At 70.2% G+C, this 15,920-nt stretch carries 13 protein-coding genes and 1 pseudogene; 9 read left to right on the forward strand and 5 right to left on the reverse strand.

The features are described from left to right. Window positions 1-45: 45 nt before the first annotated feature. On the reverse strand, window positions 46-1,095 hold the full coding sequence (locus ACNPQM_RS18340) for a LacI family DNA-binding transcriptional regulator (protein WP_418084815.1): 1,050 nt from the start codon (window positions 1,093-1,095) through the stop codon (window positions 46-48). A gap of 125 nt (window positions 1,096-1,220) precedes the next feature. Between ACNPQM_RS18340 and ACNPQM_RS18345 the strand changes: the two genes are divergently transcribed. Then, window positions 1,221-3,344, forward strand: a complete 2,124-nt coding sequence (locus ACNPQM_RS18345; RefSeq protein WP_418084816.1) for a glycogen debranching N-terminal domain-containing protein — start codon at window positions 1,221-1,223, stop codon at window positions 3,342-3,344. 293 nt (window positions 3,345-3,637) lie between these two features. Here the strand turns inward: ACNPQM_RS18345 and asnB are convergent, their stop codons facing one another. Further along, window positions 3,638-5,491 carry an asparagine synthase (glutamine-hydrolyzing) gene (asnB, locus tag ACNPQM_RS18350; RefSeq protein ID WP_418084817.1) on the reverse strand — a complete coding sequence of 618 codons (1,854 nt, stop codon included), beginning with the start codon at window positions 5,489-5,491 and terminating at the stop codon, window positions 3,638-3,640. Window positions 5,492-5,960: 469 nt separating this feature from the next. On the opposite strand from asnB, the gene ACNPQM_RS18355 reads away from it, so the two are divergent. After that, complete coding sequence (locus ACNPQM_RS18355) at window positions 5,961-6,770, forward strand: inositol monophosphatase family protein (RefSeq protein ID WP_418084818.1); 810 nt, start codon at window positions 5,961-5,963, stop codon at window positions 6,768-6,770. Window positions 6,771-6,993: 223 nt separating this feature from the next. Here the strand turns inward: ACNPQM_RS18355 and ACNPQM_RS18360 are convergent, their stop codons facing one another. Together ACNPQM_RS18360 and ACNPQM_RS18365 are read right to left on the reverse strand one after the other, a co-directional pair. Then, window positions 6,994-7,731, reverse strand: a complete 738-nt coding sequence (locus tag ACNPQM_RS18360; RefSeq protein WP_418084819.1) for a flavodoxin family protein — start codon at window positions 7,729-7,731, stop codon at window positions 6,994-6,996. Between the two features lie 275 nt (window positions 7,732-8,006). Next, window positions 8,007-8,696, reverse strand: a complete 690-nt coding sequence (locus tag ACNPQM_RS18365; RefSeq protein WP_418084884.1) for a TetR/AcrR family transcriptional regulator C-terminal domain-containing protein — start codon at window positions 8,694-8,696, stop codon at window positions 8,007-8,009. A 123-nt stretch (window positions 8,697-8,819) separates the two neighbouring features. On the opposite strand from ACNPQM_RS18365, the gene ACNPQM_RS18370 reads away from it, so the two are divergent. Continuing rightward, window positions 8,820-10,535, forward strand: a complete 1,716-nt coding sequence (locus ACNPQM_RS18370; protein ID WP_418084820.1) for a CocE/NonD family hydrolase — start codon at window positions 8,820-8,822, stop codon at window positions 10,533-10,535. 164 nt (window positions 10,536-10,699) lie between these two features. On the opposite strand, the gene ACNPQM_RS18375 is transcribed toward ACNPQM_RS18370, so the two are convergent. Then, window positions 10,700-11,449: a hypothetical protein gene (locus ACNPQM_RS18375; protein WP_418084821.1), complete on the reverse strand. Its 750-nt coding sequence runs from the start codon at window positions 11,447-11,449 to the stop codon at window positions 10,700-10,702. Window positions 11,450-11,782: 333 nt separating this feature from the next. On the opposite strand from ACNPQM_RS18375, the gene ACNPQM_RS18380 reads away from it, so the two are divergent. From ACNPQM_RS18380 to ACNPQM_RS18405, 6 genes and pseudogenes are all read left to right on the forward strand, one after another. Next, a complete protein-coding gene (locus tag ACNPQM_RS18380) occupies window positions 11,783-12,784 on the forward strand; it encodes a PHP domain-containing protein (RefSeq protein WP_418084822.1) in 1,002 nt (333 codons plus the stop codon). Between the two features lie 137 nt (window positions 12,785-12,921). Beyond that, a pseudogene (locus tag ACNPQM_RS18385) lies at window positions 12,922-13,301 on the forward strand (ArsR/SmtB family transcription factor). Continuing rightward, entirely contained in the window at window positions 13,298-14,068 is a 771-nt protein-coding gene (locus tag ACNPQM_RS18390; protein ID WP_418084823.1) for an aquaporin, read from the forward strand. Before ACNPQM_RS18385 ends, ACNPQM_RS18390 begins: the two are co-directional and overlap by 4 nt. Beyond that, on the forward strand, window positions 14,068-14,487 hold the full coding sequence (locus tag ACNPQM_RS18395) for an arsenate reductase ArsC (RefSeq protein WP_418084824.1): 420 nt from the start codon (window positions 14,068-14,070) through the stop codon (window positions 14,485-14,487). The genes ACNPQM_RS18390 and ACNPQM_RS18395 overlap by 1 nt, the downstream gene beginning before the upstream one ends. Window positions 14,488-14,597: 110 nt before the next feature. Then, window positions 14,598-15,374 (forward strand): heavy metal-responsive transcriptional regulator, encoded by a 777-nt coding sequence (locus ACNPQM_RS18400; RefSeq protein ID WP_418084825.1) that lies wholly within the window; start codon window positions 14,598-14,600, stop codon window positions 15,372-15,374. Beyond that, window positions 15,371-15,685, forward strand: coding sequence for a hypothetical protein (locus tag ACNPQM_RS18405; RefSeq protein WP_418084826.1), 315 nt, complete (start codon window positions 15,371-15,373; stop codon window positions 15,683-15,685). The genes ACNPQM_RS18400 and ACNPQM_RS18405 overlap by 4 nt, the downstream gene beginning before the upstream one ends. Window positions 15,686-15,920: the final 235 nt, after the last annotated feature.

Raw genomic sequence — 15,920 nt, forward strand, 5'->3', positions numbered from 1 at the left:
AGGGCGTGCTGTGAATGGGGGCCCGTCAACAGGCGCGGGGGTGGTTCAGTCGTCCGACGGGGAGGTGCTGTCCCGCACGACGAGGGACGGTTCGAGCAGGACGCGCTCGGGGGGAGCGCCGAGTTCCGACATCCGGGCCAGCAGAAGCCGGACGCATTCGCGGCCGACGGCCTCCAGCGGCTGGGCGACGGTGGACAGTCCGGGGGAGAGGAGGGCCGCCGTGGGGGAGTCGTCGAAGCCGACGACCGCGACATCCTTGCCCGGCACAGCCTGTCGCTCGCGCAGGGCGTGGTAGCAGCCCAGTGCGAGCATGTCGCTGGCGGCGATCACGGCCGTCGCACCCGCGTCGAGCAGTGGTCCGACAGCGGCCTGCGCCGAGGCGATGTCATCGATGCTCAGTGCCCGCTTACCACGCACGGGAAGGCCGTGCCGCTGCATGGCGCGCTGCCAGCCCATCGCACGGTCGTCACCGACCCCGGAGCCGCGCGGCCAGCCGAGGAACACGATCCTGCGATGCCCCAGAGCCACCAGATGCTCGACCGCCGCATCCGTGCCCGAGGCGCCGTCGACATCCACCCAGTCGCCGATCTGCCGGCCGGACCACATCCGGCCGAAACCCACGAACGGTACACCGCGCTTTTCCAGCCAGGCCTGGCGCTGGTCGCCCCGCTCGGTGCCGCTCAGCACGAACCCGTCCACGCTGTGCAGGTCGAGGAGCTCCTCGTATCCGTCGAGACCGGCGCTGCCAGGGGGTGAGGCGAAGAGCAGGATCCGATAACCGGCCTCGTCAGCGGTCTGGGACAGGGCGTGCAGAAACCGGTCCATGACCGGGGCCGAGGTGCCAGGGGCGGTGGGACGGATTCCGTACCCGATGAGCTTGCTCGATCGGGTACGCAGGGTCTGGGCCGCTCGGTGCGGTCGATAGCCCAGCTCGTCGATGGTGCGGCGGACCCGTTCCAGGGTTTCCGGACGCAGCAGCTCGGGCGAGTTGAGCGCGTTCGACACCGTCTGCGGAGAGACTCCGGCCCGCCGTGCGACCGTGGCCAGGGTGACTGAACCGGCCTTTGATCTGGGGGTGTTGGGCGAGCGGGGCATCAGTGTCTCCGGAACCGGTCGTACGAGCGGGTGAGTTCATTGGAGCGTTCCAAAACCGTTGTCAACGCACTGAAGTCGTCGTTAGGGTTCTTGGAACGCTCCAATGCCTGAGAGGTTCTGCTCTGTTGGACACCACTGTCAAGACCCACGACATGACGAACTCCGACACGGGGGCCGGCCCGGCGGTCGAAGGCCTCCAGCCGTTCCTGCATGACGCCTGTGTGACGCTGTACGCCCCGAGCTTCGCGATCTCCCACGCGGACGGACAGATCGGCGGTGGCGCCGACGGCTTCTACCACGGCGACAGCAGAGCCCTTGCCCGGCTGACCGTCGCGGCCGACGGAGTCGCGATCGCCCCTGTCCGAGAAGCCTTCGAGGGAGCGGACCGGGCGGCCTTTCGCAGTGTGCTGCGCGGCCTGGGCGAGGAGACACCTGATCCGGCCGTCACCCTGCACCGGCGCCGCCATGTCACCCCCGGGCACCTGGAGGAGACCCTCGAAGTCGCCAACGCCGGGCGGCAACACGTCCATGTCCGGCTGATCGTCACCGCCGGGACGGACCTCGCCCCGATCGAGCGCGTCAAATCCGGACACGCCGAGAGCCCGGTCATCGCCAACGTCACGGAGAGCGGACTCGGTTGGTCCAGGGACGACTTCGCGGTACGACTCACCAGCTGCCCGCGGCCTGCCGCCGTCGACCCGGCCGCCGGAACGCTGGCCTACGACATCGAACTCGCTCCCGGCTCTGCATGGACCGCTGAACTGCACTGCGACGCGGCTCATGAGGACGGCGACCAGTTCCCCGCGCCCCCGGCCGACAGCCTGCCCTGGCGCACACCGGTCCTGCGCAGCGCCGACCGGCGCTTCGACCACTGGCTGAGTCAGTCGGCCGCCGACCTCGACCGGCTGCGGCTGACCGATCCGATCGATCCCGCCGACCAGTTCCTGGCCGCCGGGGCCCCGTGGTTCCTCACCCTCTTCGGCCGCGACGCCCTGTGGGCGGCCCGCATGCTGCTGCCGCTGGGCACCGGTCTCGCCGCCGGCACGCTGCGCACACTTGCCCGCCGGCAGGGCACGAAGTCCGACCGGCACACCGAGGAGCAGCCCGGCAAGATCCTGCACGAAGTGCGCCGCGCCACCCAGAAGTTCAACGACAACTTCTCCCTGCCGCCCTGCTACTACGGCACGGTCGATGCCACCCCGCTCTGGATCATCCTGCTGCACGACTCATGGCGCTGGGGCCTCGCGCCCGAGCAGGTCGAACAGCTCCTGCCGCACGCGGAGTCCGCCCTCGCCTGGATGCGCGACCACGGCGACGCGGACGGGGACGGATTTCTCAAGTACATCGACCACACCGGTCGCGGCCTGGCCAACCAGGGCTGGAAGGACTCGGGCGACGCCATCCAGTACCGCGACGGCCGCCTCGCCACCTCCCCGATCGCGCTGTGCGAGGTCCAGGCGTACGCCTACGAGGCGGCCCGCGGCGGTGCGGAACTGCTGCGCGCCTTCGGCCGCCCCGGCGCAGACCGGTGGGAGGAGTGGGCCGAGCGGTTGCGTGACCGTTTCCGTAGGTACTTCTGGGTGGAGGACGAGCGCGGACCGTACCCGGCCGTGGCGCTCGACGGGGAGAAGAAGCCGGTGGACTCCGTCACCTCGGGCTTCGGCCACCTGCTGGGCACGGGCCTGCTCGACCACGAGGAGAGCGCCTTGCTGGCCGCCAGGCTCAGCGCTCCCGACCTCGACTCCGGCCATGGTCTGCGGACCCTGAGCAGCAACTCCGTGACCTACAACCCGTACGGCTATCACATCGGTTCCATCTGGCCGCACGACACAGCGATCGCGGTGCACGGCCTGACCAGGGCCGGCTTCCCGGATGCAGCCGCGTCCCTGTCCGAGGGACTGCTGACCGCATCGGCGGCCTTCGACGCGCGGCTTCCCGAACTGTTCGCCGGTCATGGAGCGGCGACCGACACCCGGCCTTCGCCCTATCCGGCGTCCTGCCGCCCGCAGGCCTGGGCGGCGGCCTCGTCCGTCATGATCCTCCAGTCGGTGCTGGGTCTCTCCGCCGATGTCCCTGGCGGAATACTCACGGTCGCGCCCGGCTTCGCGGAGGCCTACCGGCCGCTGAAGGTCGAGGGGCTCGCTGTCGCGGACGGGCGGTTGGACATCGCTGTCGACGCCGACGGCACGGCACACATCGAGGCCCCGAAGGGCCTGGTGGTGAGGAGGCAGCACACGACACCCCGTTGACTCGGAGCGGCTGTACCCGATCCGAGGCAGGGACCCGTGGGCCGGGGTCAGGTCCTGTCTCGGATCTGGCGGCCGAGGGCTGACGAGGGCCGCGGCCGGCACCCGGAGCATTCTTCGGCGACCGCCCAGGGCGTGGCACCTGCGCGCCGGACGAGCGGGCCCTCCCCGGCACTGTGGCAACGTACGAACCCCGGCTCATACACCACACTCTGGGGGCGACGCCCGTCCAGCACCGTGGGCCGCTCGCCGTCACCGGCCATAGCCCGCCACGCCGCGCACCCGGTGGGGCTGCGTCAGCCGCCGGTGCCGAGCGTGAGCGTAGGCCGTTCCAGTTCGAACCAGACGGCCAGGTCCAGTGTCCGCTCCAGACCGCTGCGGTCCGCGGTGTCTACCTGGCCCGGCTCGGCGGAAATGATCTCCTGCAGACGGCCGCGGTCCAACAGGTCGAGGGCGGGGCTGTTGCCTGCCGACAACATGTCGCGGACCTGGGTCTGCAGCTCCATGACGTAGGCCGGGTCCTGGGTCGAGGGGTACGGGCTCTTGACCCGGTTCAGAACCGAACGCGGCAGCAGGTCCGCGGTGGCAGCCCGGAGCAGACTTTTCTCCCGGCCGTCGAACGTCTTCATCGACCAGGGGGTGTTGAAGACGTACTCGACCAGACGGTGGTCGCAGAACGGAACGCGCACCTCCAGACCGGTGGCCATGCTCAGCCGGTCCTTGCGGTCCAGCAGTACCCGCACAAAGCGGGTGAGGTGCAGATAGCACACCTCCCGCATCCGACGCTCCAGCGGATCGCGTTCCCCGTCCAGGCGGGGCACCTGCGCCATGGCCTCTTCGTAGCGCTGGGCCACGTAGCCTTCCAGGCCCAGACGTTCGCGCAGCCCGGGCTCCAGCACCGAACTGCCACCGCGGCCGGGTTGGCGTTCCAGGGCCGCCAGCCAGGGGAAAGTGCCGGCATCTCGTGCGGCAGGATCGTGGAACCATGCGTAGCCGCCGAAGACCTCGTCCGCGGACTCACCGGACAGTGCCACCGTGGAGTGCTCGCGGATCGCCCGGAACAGCAGGAGCAGTGACTGGTCCAAGTCGCCCAGCCCCAGAGGCAGGTCCCGCGACCGCACGGCTGCCGCGCGCACGCTCGGATCCGCCAGCCCCTCGGGGGCGAGGACGATGTCCTGGTGGTCGGTTCCGACGTGCCTGGCGACGTCGTGCACATAGGGAGTGTCCGGGGTGGCCCGCAGATCGTCGGGGACGAAGTTCTCGCTCTGGCCGACGAAGTCGACGGCGAAGCTGCGCACGGTCTCCTTGCCGCGCAGCTGTTCGGCTGCCAGCGCAGTGACCGCGCTGGAGTCGAGCCCGCCCGACAGCAGGATGCAACGCGGCACGTCGGAGACCAGCTGGCGGCGGACGATGTCGTCGAGCAGCTCGCGTACCCGCGCGACGGTGTCGTCGCGGCTGTCGGTGTGCGCGACAGAGCGCAGCTGCCAGTAGGGGTGGGTGCGCAGGCCGGAGCGGTCGACGGTCACCAGCGTGCCCGGCTCCACCTCCCGCATCCCTCTCCAGATCGCGTGACCTGGGGTCTTGCACATCGAGAACAGCTCGCGCAAACCCTCCAGATCCACCTCGCGGGGAACCATCGGGTTTGCCAGGATGGCCTTCGGCTCGGAGCCGAACAGCACTCCGTCGTCGGTGGGGAAGTAGTACAGCGGCTTGATGCCCATCCGGTCGCGCATCAGGTGCAGCCGCTCGGTACGGCCGTCCCAGATCGCGAACGCGAACATGCCGTTCAGCCGCTCGGGGAGGTCGACGCCCCATTCCAGGTAGCCGCGCAGTACGACCTCGGTGTCACTGTCGGTACGGAAACGCCGGCCGTTTCGACGCAGTTCGTCGCGCAGTTCCCTGTAGTTGTAGGCCTCTCCCGAGTAGAGCAGCACGACATCGCCGTCCGGGGTGCGCTCCGTCATCGGCTGGACGCCGCCGGGCAGGTCGATGATGGCGAGTCGGCGATGGCCCAGTGCGGCGTGTCTGTCGAGCCACAGGCCCTGTGCATCCGGTCCGCGGCAGGCCATCGTGACGTTCATGGCTTCGGCGGTGGAGCGTTCCTGCCGCAGGTCGCGCCGGTAGGAGACCCAGCCGGAGATTCCGCACATGGGGTGGCCCTCCTTGTCGTGGAGAATGCATCCAGAGGGATGCGCACCATGCCGACTATAGGGATCAAATGGACATAACGGGTGGCTGATGTAGGCCTCTCCGCGGCCGTGTCGACCCGCTCGCAGGCCACACGGAGCACTCTCAGGGAACGCTTTGCCTACGGACTTGCACGCCTGAGCGACGGCGCCGGCGGAATGGTCGTTGAGGAAGTCACCGTCGGCGGCTCTGCGCAGGAGCCAGGCCCGAACGACCAGGTTGTCGGCCGCGAGCCGGCGCAGTGCCTCCATCACATGGACCCGGCCCCGACCGGCAACCCGTTCTGCCAGCCGGATCAGCGCGTCAGCTCCGCCCGGCGACCATTGTTCCAGTCCTCGACGTGGACACTGAAATGGCGGTGAGCCGCACCATCGGCGGCGGAAGCGATCGATTCTGCTCCGGCGTGGAATTGCCACCGATAGCATGCACGACATGATCAACTCATACGCGGGCCTTGACGATGCCGGGGTTGCGATAGCTGCGGCACATGCCGGCGCCGACGTGGTGCGCACCATGTACGGCCAGCAGCTCGCTCGCATCGACAAGGGAGCCGGGGACTTCGCCACCGCCGCCGATCTCGAGGCCGAGAGAACGATCCTCGGCGTCATCCGTGCCGCTCGACCCGAGGATGCGGTGCTCGGCGAGGAGGGCGGGCAGCAGGGGACTGCCGAGGCCGGGCGCCAGTGGCTGGTGGATCCCTTGTGCGGCACGCTGAACTACGCCGTCGGCAACATGCTGGTGGCCGTCAACGTGGCGCTGCGGGACGGGGCGGCGGCGGTGGCCGACCCGTTCAGCGGCGAGGTCTTCTTCACCGACGGTGAGACCGCCTGGGTGCGGCACAACGGGGCCGATGCACAGCTGGTGCCCACGTCCGCCACCCAACTGGTGGACGTCAACCTGGATCCGCCGTTCCCGAACGCACTTGACTTCCGGGCCGTGGACCTGTTGGCCCACCCGAAGTTCATCGAGCGGTTCCGGCCGCGGGTCGTGTCCACGACGCTGGCGCTGGCCTGGGTCGCCGCCGGCAAGCGTGCCGCGTACGTCACCGATGGCGGCGACCTGTCCGAGAGCGTGCATTTCGCCGCCGGCATCGCTCTGTGCCGGGCCGCCGGCTGCGTCGTCACCGGGATCGACGGCGCCCCGATCGGGCAGGGAGGCCGCGGACTTGTCGTGGCGGCCGACGCCGAAACCCACGGGCTACTGATGTCGGTGATCCGCGACCGAAGCGAGAACCGCACCTGAAGGGCCGCTCTCGCGCCGCCGCTTTCCGCGCCCTCCCGCACCCGAGCAGCTGCGTCGCACGCTTGACGACGTCGGCCTGGACGACACCACGTTCGCCACTCGGACCGTCACGAACCAGGCGGGGGCGGAGAGGGCCGGATTCACTGGTTCGCCGACCGTTCCGGTCAACGGACGCGATCCGTTCGCGGGAGAGGGGCGGGAGCCGGGGCGCGACCTTCCGGCTTCAGCGGTGTTCCGGGTTCGCGGAGTCGAAGCGGCAGCCCGCATCCCATTCGGATCGCTGGTTGCCGTGCGCCGGAATCCCGCCCGCCCGCTTGAGCATGGCCGCCAGGTGTATCAGGTTCCACGTCATGAAGGTGGTGTTGCGCTTGGTGAACTCGTTGTCGGGTCCGCCGGATCCGGGATCGAGATACGACGGTCCTGGGCCCGCCTCCCCGATCCAGCCCGCGTCGGCCTGCGGCGGGATGGTGTACCCGAGGTGTTGGAGGCTGTAGAGCACATTCATCGCGCAGTGCTTCACGCCGTCTTCATTGCCGGTGATCAGGCAGCCGCCCGCCCTGCCGTAGTAGGCGTACTGACCCTTCTCGTTGAGCAGACTGGAACACGCATAGAGCCGCTCGATCACCTTCTTCATGACTGACGAGTTGTCTCCCAGCCAGATGGGGCCGGCCAGCACGAGGATGTCGGCCGCCATCACCTGGTCGTACAGTGCGGGCCACTCGTCGCCGGCCCAGCCGTGTTCCGTCATGTCCGGCCATACGCCGGTCGCGATGTCGTGGTCGACAGCCCGTACGACGTCGACGCTTACGCCCTGCGCCTCCATCACGCCCCGGCTCCTGTCGATCAGCCCTTGTGTGTTGCTGACTTCGGGTGAGCGTTTGAGCGTGCAGTTGACGACGAGGGCGCGCAGGTCGTCGTAGCGAGTGGGTGACGAGTCGTCACTCGGCGACTGGGGGGTCACAGGTCCTCCTGGCTTCCGTCGCCGTGCCGTCACGGCGGCGCAACACCGACCATGGTGCTGGCAGGGATCTGGCTACGGCTGCTACGGCACAGTCGAACACCGGCGATCACTCCGACAGCCGAGCGCCCGGCAGGCCACCATCCGGACTTCGTCGCCTGCGCAGAGAGTTCCGGTGCCCGAGGACGCCGCTCAGCGGGTCAGGCACAGGTAGCGCAGAGGGCGCACGGATGTGCCCGGCGCTGCGGCCGATGTGTCCTTCTCGGAGGACTTCCGGATCAGTCGGTGTCGAGGCCGTCGACCAGGCGGTTGAGGAACCGGGTGAACGTGGCTTCCGGAGTGAGCGGGCGTCCGGGCGCGGCGAGGGCCTCGGCGAGCTCCGGATGGTGGCCGTCCGCGGCGACAGCGGCGAGGTAGCGGGCTTCCGCTGCGGCCCGGTCGGGTGATCCCGCGGCTGCGGCCTGCGCGATCTCGTGGGCGACGTGCCCGGCCACGAACCCGGTGAGCTGGGCGAAGATCTCCAGCTTCACTGCGCCGTCCAGCCCGGTGGGCCGAAGGGCGGCAAGGGCGCGTTCCAGGAAGGCCAGGGTGTTGGGGCCGGGTGTCCGGCGGGCCGACAGCGCGGCGGGCAGCCAGGGGTGCCGGAGCATGTGAGCGCGCTGGAGGTGCGCGATGGCCTTCAGGTCGGTGCGCCAGTCGCCGGTGCGGTCGTTCGTCGTCGGCAGTTCGCCGCTGACGTGGTCGACCATCAGTTCCAGCAGCGTCTCCTTGTCGGGGGCGTAGCTGTAGAGCGACATGGCACCGGCTCCGACCTGTGCGGCGACCCGCCGCATGGTGACCGCGTCGATTCCTTCCGCGTCTGCGAGGGCGACGGCTGCGGCCGTGATCGCCTCGCGGCTGAAGGTGGGCCTTCGCCCCCTGCGGGGCCGGGTGGGACCGAGCCAGAGTTGCTGTGGGTCGACGCTCATGGCGTCGGACTCGCCGTCGGGGGTCACGACCCTCGTATTCCTTTCCTGGTTGCTGCCTCTCGTGTCGAAGCCATCCAAGCATCTACTATTCTCGTACGTGGTACGAGAATAGTGGAGGGCACGATGACATCACGCATGTACGACGCTGTGCCGAGGTCGGCCTGGATGCCGCCTTCCGGGAATCCGCCGCTGATTGCACGGCTGATGAGAGCGACCTGGCGCAATCTCCCGGCCAAGCGGCACGAAGCCGGGTGGGAGCCGGGACTGGTGGTGCCGGCCGCCGACGGCAGCCCGTTGCGTACGGATCACTACTTTCCGCGTGCGGAGGGAGACTTCCCCACCCTTGTCGTGCGCTCGCCGTACGGTCGGGGCGTGCCGTGGTCACCCATGTACGGCATGCTCTTCGCCGAACAGGGCTTCCATGTGGTCCTGCAGAGCTGCCGCGGCACCGGCGGCTCGGGTGGCCGGTTCGACCTGTGGCGCAACGAGGCCGCCGACGGTCAGGCCACGGTGACCTGGCTGCGAGAGCAGCCCTGGTTCAACGGAATTCTGGGCACGGTCGGCCCCAGTTACCTGGGTTACGTGCAGTGGGCGCTCGCCCTGGACCCGCCACCGGAGCTGAAGGCGATGGTGGCGCAGGTGGGTCTGCACGATCCCTACGCCTGTTTTCACACCGACGGTGCACTCCGCCTGGAGAACGCCCTCGCTGTCGGTGTCGGCATGAAGTACCAGCATCGGGGGATCGCCTCCTTCGTGAGGGCGACGCTGCGCCTGCAGCGCCGACTGCGCGCCATCACCACCGCGCAGCCGCTGCGCGGAGCGTACGCGTCCGCACTGGGGGGAGAAGTGCCCTGGCTGGACGACGTGATGACGCACCCTGACGCCAACGACCCGTACTGGCTCGGCGCGTCCCCGGGGGAAGCGGCTGAGAGGTTGAGCGTGCCCACCGCCCTGACCACCGGGTGGTACGACGCACTGGTCGACCAGACCTTCGAGCAATACGACAGGCTGCGTCGGGCCGGCTGCGACGCCGCTCTGCTCGTCGGCCCCTGGACACATACCTCCGCGCTTCAACAGGGCTGGCCCGAGGTGTTCGCCGAGAGCCTCGCCTGGCTGCGCGCGCACCTGTGCGCCGACCCCTCCGGCCTGCGCCCCACCGCAGTGCGCGTGCATGTCGGTGGCGAGAACGCGTGGCGGGACCTCGACGACTGGCCGCTGTCCGCGGCCGCTACGTCATGGTTCCCCACCCCGGGCGGGTATCTGACCCAGCAGGCCCCCACGGACAACACACCGCTGACGTCCTTCCGTTACGACCCGGCCGACCCCACCCCGTCCGTCGGCGGCCCTCTGCTCTCCCGCGGCGCCGGACCCCGCGACAACAGCACCCTGGAAGCCCGAGCGGACGTCCTGACATTCACGGGCCCGCCGCTGGCCGAACCCGTGGACGTCGTCGGTCCGGTCTCCGCGCGGCTGAGCATCGCCACGGACACCGGATACGCCGATGTCTTCACCCGATTGTGCGACGTGGACGCACAAGGCCGTTCACTCAACGTCTGTGACGGATTGGCTCAGCTGCGGACGGGTGAGCAGGAGCCCTCGATGGTCACCGTGCCGATGGGCCCGACCGCCCACCGCTTCGCCGCCGGCCACCGTATCCGCTGGCAGATCAGCGGAGGTGCCCATCCGCGCTACGCCCGTAATCCCGGAACCGGGGAGTCGTCGGTCACCGCCACCGACTTCACACCGGTACACCTCACGCTCCACGCGGACTCAGCACTGATGCTTCCCCGGAGCACCCAGGCTGCGCAGCCCTTCGAAGGTGAACAGCCCGGCGCATAGACAGCGGGGCGCCACCGGGAAGAAGGAATACAGTCCCGGTGCGCGACGTCCTCGTTCGCCGCCTGGTGCCCCCCGACGGGTTCGGCCGCGGGCGGGACCCCCTCGTGTCCGGTGAGGGCGTCGTCCGCAGCGCCGCGGTGCCACCGGCGCCGCAGGTCCGGGCCTCAGCAGCCGGGCGCGTGCGGGTCCTCCCAGCGGGCGGGGCCCGGGAGGCCGAGCAGCCGTATCAGGTGGAGCAATTCCTCCGAGTCGCCGTGGCCCTGCAGCCGGTCAGGGGCGTGGAGGATGAGCCAGGTGGCGAGCTCGGCGCACATCTCATCCCTGTTCTCACGGCTGTGCCAAGGGAGCAGATCCCCAAGCAGGGCGTACTCCCACTCCCTTACCGCCTCGGCCAGGTTCTGGTCGGCCACGGGATGACGCAGTTCCGCCCAGACGGTGAGCCACGGACTGAGCTCGCCGGACGCCTCGGCGCACAGGGCCAGGACCTCGTACGCCGGCACGGTGGGATCCGGGTCGGTGAGACTGAGGGCCCACCAGGCGTGCAGGAACTCCCGCACCGCTGCGGCTTGCCCGACAGGCCACCGCTGCCAGTGGCCTCGGGCGAACGACCGTCCGGCCTCCTCCATACCGAGTGAATCGGCGGGGCCACGGACAAGTGCCGCGGCGAACTGAGGCAGGATGCGACGCAGGACGGCCGCGTGGTCGGTCCAGTCCGGGGCATCCCAGGTGCGACGCAGGAGGTCGGGGTCCAACTCCAGGTCCGGCACTTTCAACTGCGCGAGTTCCTCCGCGCTGCCCCAGTGACACGGGCAGTTGTACTCCTCGGAACGGGCGGTCATGCCACGGAAGGTGACGGCAAGGCCGTCCAGTGCCGCGTAGAGACGGAGTCGAGCCGGAGCGTCGTCACGGTTCATCGGGGGCGCCCGTCCTTCAGGTACTCCGGAGGGCTTCCGCCGGCCGAAGATTCCTACTCTACGTGGCTTCCGTACTGCCCTCGTCGTGGCCTGGCAACGCGGGAACGTCATCGCCGAGGGCCGTGACCGTGGCACTCTTCCGATGACCTGCCGACCCGCTCGGTGACCGGCTTGCCCAGGGGGCGAACTCGGCGGAATGCATACCCCATGACACGCACCTCACCGGACTCGGGCCACCGTCCGTGCACAAGATGCCGCCTGCTGCCGGGCTGTGCCAACGTGGAGGGAGCAGCGGCGCAGCCCTGGCGTGCCGGGGCCGGAAATGAGGTGCCGATGGACCCGGTCGATGCCCTGCGGCGGATCGCCTTCTTGCTGGAACGCGACCAGGCTGCCACGTACCGCGTCCAGGCGTTCCGCAGGGCCGCCGCCACGGTGGGGGCGATGACGGGCCACGAGATCACGGAACGAGTGGCGTCGGGGTCGCTGGAGTCGGTCAGGGGCATCGGGCCGAAGACGGCACAGGTGGTGCGTGAAGCGCTGGCCGGGGAAGTCCCGGGCTACCTCCAGCGGCTGGAGGCCGCCGCCGCGGCTCCCCTCACGGAAGGGGGTGAAACGCTGCACGCCCTGCTGCGTGGCGACTGCCATCTGCACTCCGACTGGTCGGACGGCGGGAGTCCGATCGAGGAGATGGGACGGACGGCGATCGAGCTGGGGCACGAGTGGGCGGTCCTCACCGACCACTCACCCCGGCTGACTGTGGCGAACGGACTGTCGCCCGAACGGCTGCGCCGCCAATGGGAGGTCGTGGCCGAACTCAACGAGCAGTGGGCACCGTTCCGGCTGCTCACCGGCATCGAGTGCGACATCCTTCCGGACGGCTCCCTCGACCAGGAGGACGGACTGCTGGAGCAGCTCGATGTGGTGGTCGTGTCCGTCCACTCCAAGCTGCGGATGGACGCACGTGCCATGACGCGCCGGCTGGTCGCGGCCGTTCGTCATCCGCAGGCGGATGTGCTGGGGCACTGCACGGGCCGTCTGATCACCGGCCGGGGACGCCCGGAGTCGGAGTTCGACGCGGACGAGGTCTTCGGCGCGTGTGCCGAGGCGGGCACAGCGGTGGAGATCAACAGCCGTCCGGAGCGGCTCGATCCGCCGCGGCGTCTGCTGCGGCAGGCCGTCGCCACAGGTGTGCTGTTCGCCATCGATACCGACGCGCATGCGCCGGGACAGCTCGACTGGCAGATCTTCGGCTGCGCCCGGGCGGAGGAGTGCGGTGTGCCCGCAGAACGGGTCATCACGTCGTGGCCGGTGGACGAACTGCTGCCCTGGTCATGATGCCGAGCCCGGCCGGTCCGTGGCGAGGGCGAGGACAGGGAGGGTTGGTGACTTCGCCTCCCATCGAACGTCTTGTTTCGACATTTGTCGATACAGCCGACCTTGGCATCGGGATCGACAGTTGTCAATATTGAGGAATGTCGAAACAAGCTGGTCTGCTGGTGCTCGGGCAGAACGAGACGGCGTGCTGCGCGCCGATGGTCCGCGAGCCACTGGGCGAAGAGGCCGCGTCCGAGCTGTCGCGGATGTTCAAGGCGCTCTCGGACCCGATCCGGCTGCGGCTGCTCTCGCTGATCGCCTCACACGAGGGCGGCGAGGCGTGCGTGTGAGACCTCATCGGCCCGTTCGACGTCTCCCAGCCGACGATCTCCCACCACCTGAAGGTGCTGCGGGAGCCGGCCTGGTCGGCTCCGAGCGGCGCGGGACCTGGGTGTACTACTGGGTGCTCCCCGAGGCGCTTGCGAAGCTGTCCGCCCTGCTGGAGATCCCCGCCGTACCCGCGAAGGCCCTCGCGTGAGCGCGCCCGCGTCTCTGCTGCGGCGGGCCGCCGTCGAGGGACTGGGGACGGCCGCGCTGGTCGCGGTAGTGGTCGGCTCCGGGATCCAGGCCACCGAACTGACCCGCGACGTCGGAACGCAGCTGCTGGCCAACTCCCTCGCCACCGTCTTCGGCCTCGGCGTGCTGATCACCCTGCTTGGCTCGGTGTCGGGGGCGCACTTCAACCCGGCCGTCACCCTCGCCGCCTGGTTCACCGGCCGCCGCACCGGAGACGGTCCCGCCCTGCGCGACGTCGCCGCCTACGTACCCGCCCAGGTGGCCGGGGCGATCGCGGGTACGGTGCTGGCCGACGCCATGTTCGGCAAGCCGCTGGTCGCCTTCTCCACCCACGACCGGTTCCACAGCCAGCTGTGGCTGGGCGAGGTCGTGGCCACCGCCGGGCTGGTCTGGCTCATCTTCGGCCTGACCCGCGCCGGCCGCGCGCACCTCGCGCCGCTGCTGGTCGCCTCCTACATCGGGGCGGCGTACTGGTTCACCTCCTCCACGTCCTTCGCCAACCCGGCCGTCACGATCAGCCGGGCGTTCACCGATACCTTCGCAGGCATCGCCCCCGCCTCCGTGCTGCCGTTCCTCGTCGCCCAGCTGGTCGGCGCCGCCGCCGGTCTCGGCCTGGTCGCCGCCTGCTTCGGCCGCCCTGCCGCCGCAGACGACGAGGTCGTCCTCCCCCTTGGCGGGCAGCAGCCCGCCGCCCCCGCCCGTTCCGCCGAAGAAAGCGCCCTGGCCTGATGAGCACCTCCGCCACCCCGTCCGTGCTGTTCGTCTGCGTGCACAACGCCGGCCGCTCCCAGATGGCCGCCGCCTTCCTCACCCACCTCGGCGGGGACCGCGTACAGGTCCGCTCCGCCGGGTCCGCCCCCGCCGACACGGTGAACCCGGCCGTGGTTGAGGCCATGTGGGAGGTCGGCATCGACATCTCGGCCGAGGCCCCGAAGGTCCTTACCACCGAGGCGGTGCAGTCCTCGGACGTGGTGATCACCATGGGCTGCGGCGACGCCTGCCCCTACTTCCCCGGCAAGCGGTACCTGGACTGGCAGCTCGAAGACCCGGCCGGGCAGGGTGTCGCTGCGGTCCGGCCGATCCGCGACGAGATCGAGCGGCGCATCCGCGGCCTGCTCGCTGAGCTCGCCATCGAGCCAGCGGCGTGAAGACCAGGCCCGCCAAGTAGCGATCGGAATCACCAACCGCTAGCCGGAGTCACAGGGCTGACCAGCCAGGCTTGACCTTCAAGTCGGGTCGAAGGTTTACCGTCGGCGGTGTGACGATCTACCGAATCTCGCAGCTGGCCGAGCGCTCCGGCGTCCCGGCCACGACGCTGCGCTTCTACGAGGACGCCGGCCTGCTGCCCGCCGATCGCACGCTGTCCGGGTATCGGGTGTACGGCGAGGACGCGGTGGAGCGTCTGGCCTTCATCTCCTCAGCCAAACTGCTGGGCCTGGCCCTGGAGGAGATCCGCGAGCTCCTGGACGTCCGTGAGGAAGGGGTGTGCGCCTCGGTCCGAGCGCGGATGCTACCGCTGGTCGCGGGCCGGATCGCCGAGACGTACGGCCGGATCGCCGAGCTGCGCGCGTTCTCCGCCCACCTGACTGGTGTCCACACCGAGCTGGCCGGTCCGGCGCCCGCGGGGGCGTGCGGGCCGGATTGCGGCTGCACCACGACCGGCCCGGCGCCGGCGGCCGGGCCCATGCCGATCGCGCTGTCGCCGACCCGCCTCGCCCCGGACGTCGAGCCGTGGCGGGACGTCCCGGCGGCGTGCACCCTGGGCGGTGCCGAGCTGGGCGAGCGCACCGAGGAGTGGCGGCAGCTGGTCGGCGAGGCCGAAGGCCGCGAGGAGATCCCCGACGGCGTACGCCTTGTCTTCCCCGCCAGCGCCGAGCTGGCTGGCGAGCTCGCAGCCCTTGCCGTGGCGGAGCAGGGCTGCTGCGCGTTCTTCGACTTCACCCTGCACCTGACTCCGACCGCTCTCCAGCTGGAGGTGCGGGCGCCCGAGTCCGCCGCCGGGATGCTGGCCGACCTCTTCGGAGTACCCGCATGACCACCACCTCGCCCCGTCCGTCCCGGCCCTGGGGCACGCTCGGCGCTGGCGCCGCCGCGGTTGCCGCCTGCGCGGTGTGCTGCGCGGGGCCGATCCTGGCCGTCCTCGGCGGTATCGGCGTCACCTCCGCCCTCGGCGCGCTGTGGATGCCCGCCCTCGCGGTCCTGGCCGTAGCCGCCGGACTCGGCATCCTCGTCGTACGGCACCGGCGCCGCACGGCGCCCTGCCGGACAGCACGGGCACCGGCCGACCTCGGCATGCCCACGATGGGGCCGCCCCAGGAAATGGACGACAGTCGCAGCGCTCGCTGAGCGGGAGCCGCGGGCCGCGCCGGGCAAGGTGGCTGTGAGGCGAACCAGACCCTCACCGAGGTCCGCCGCCGGGTCACCGTGACGCACCGCGGCCGGCGCGGACGCAAGGGCAACCGTGAGTGGGACCTGCGCAACCGGCTCACCCGTTCCGCCGCCCGGATGCGCGGCGAGCACGTCGACGCTCTCCTCGACGAGCTGTCCAACCTGTCCAAGGCGATTGGCGAACCGATCACCG

The organism is Streptomyces sp. NPDC056231 (assembly GCF_048270745.1).
In the GTDB taxonomy this organism is placed as follows: Bacteria; Actinomycetota; Actinomycetes; order Streptomycetales; family Streptomycetaceae; genus Streptomyces.

What these genes read in the sequence shown, in the direction of transcription:
- ACNPQM_RS18340 (WP_418084815.1), bottom strand. Translation starts at nt 1,095, where the DNA reads ATGCCCCGCTCGCCCAACACCCCCAGATCAAAGGCCGGTTCAGTCACC.
- ACNPQM_RS18375 (WP_418084821.1), bottom strand. Translation starts at nt 11,449, where the DNA reads ATGAACCGTGACGACGCTCCGGCTCGACTCCGTCTCTACGCGGCACTG.
- ACNPQM_RS18405 (WP_418084826.1), top strand. Translation starts at nt 15,371, where the DNA reads ATGACCACCACCTCGCCCCGTCCGTCCCGGCCCTGGGGCACGCTCGGC.
- ACNPQM_RS18380 (WP_418084822.1), top strand. Translation starts at nt 11,783, where the DNA reads ATGGACCCGGTCGATGCCCTGCGGCGGATCGCCTTCTTGCTGGAACGC.
- ACNPQM_RS18355 (WP_418084818.1), top strand. Translation starts at nt 5,961, where the DNA reads ATGATCAACTCATACGCGGGCCTTGACGATGCCGGGGTTGCGATAGCT.
- ACNPQM_RS18365 (WP_418084884.1), bottom strand. Translation starts at nt 8,696, where the DNA reads ATGAGCGTCGACCCACAGCAACTCTGGCTCGGTCCCACCCGGCCCCGC.
- ACNPQM_RS18395 (WP_418084824.1), top strand. Translation starts at nt 14,068, where the DNA reads ATGAGCACCTCCGCCACCCCGTCCGTGCTGTTCGTCTGCGTGCACAAC.
- asnB (WP_418084817.1), bottom strand. Translation starts at nt 5,491, where the DNA reads ATGTGCGGAATCTCCGGCTGGGTCTCCTACCGGCGCGACCTGCGGCAG.
- ACNPQM_RS18370 (WP_418084820.1), top strand. Translation starts at nt 8,820, where the DNA reads ATGACATCACGCATGTACGACGCTGTGCCGAGGTCGGCCTGGATGCCG.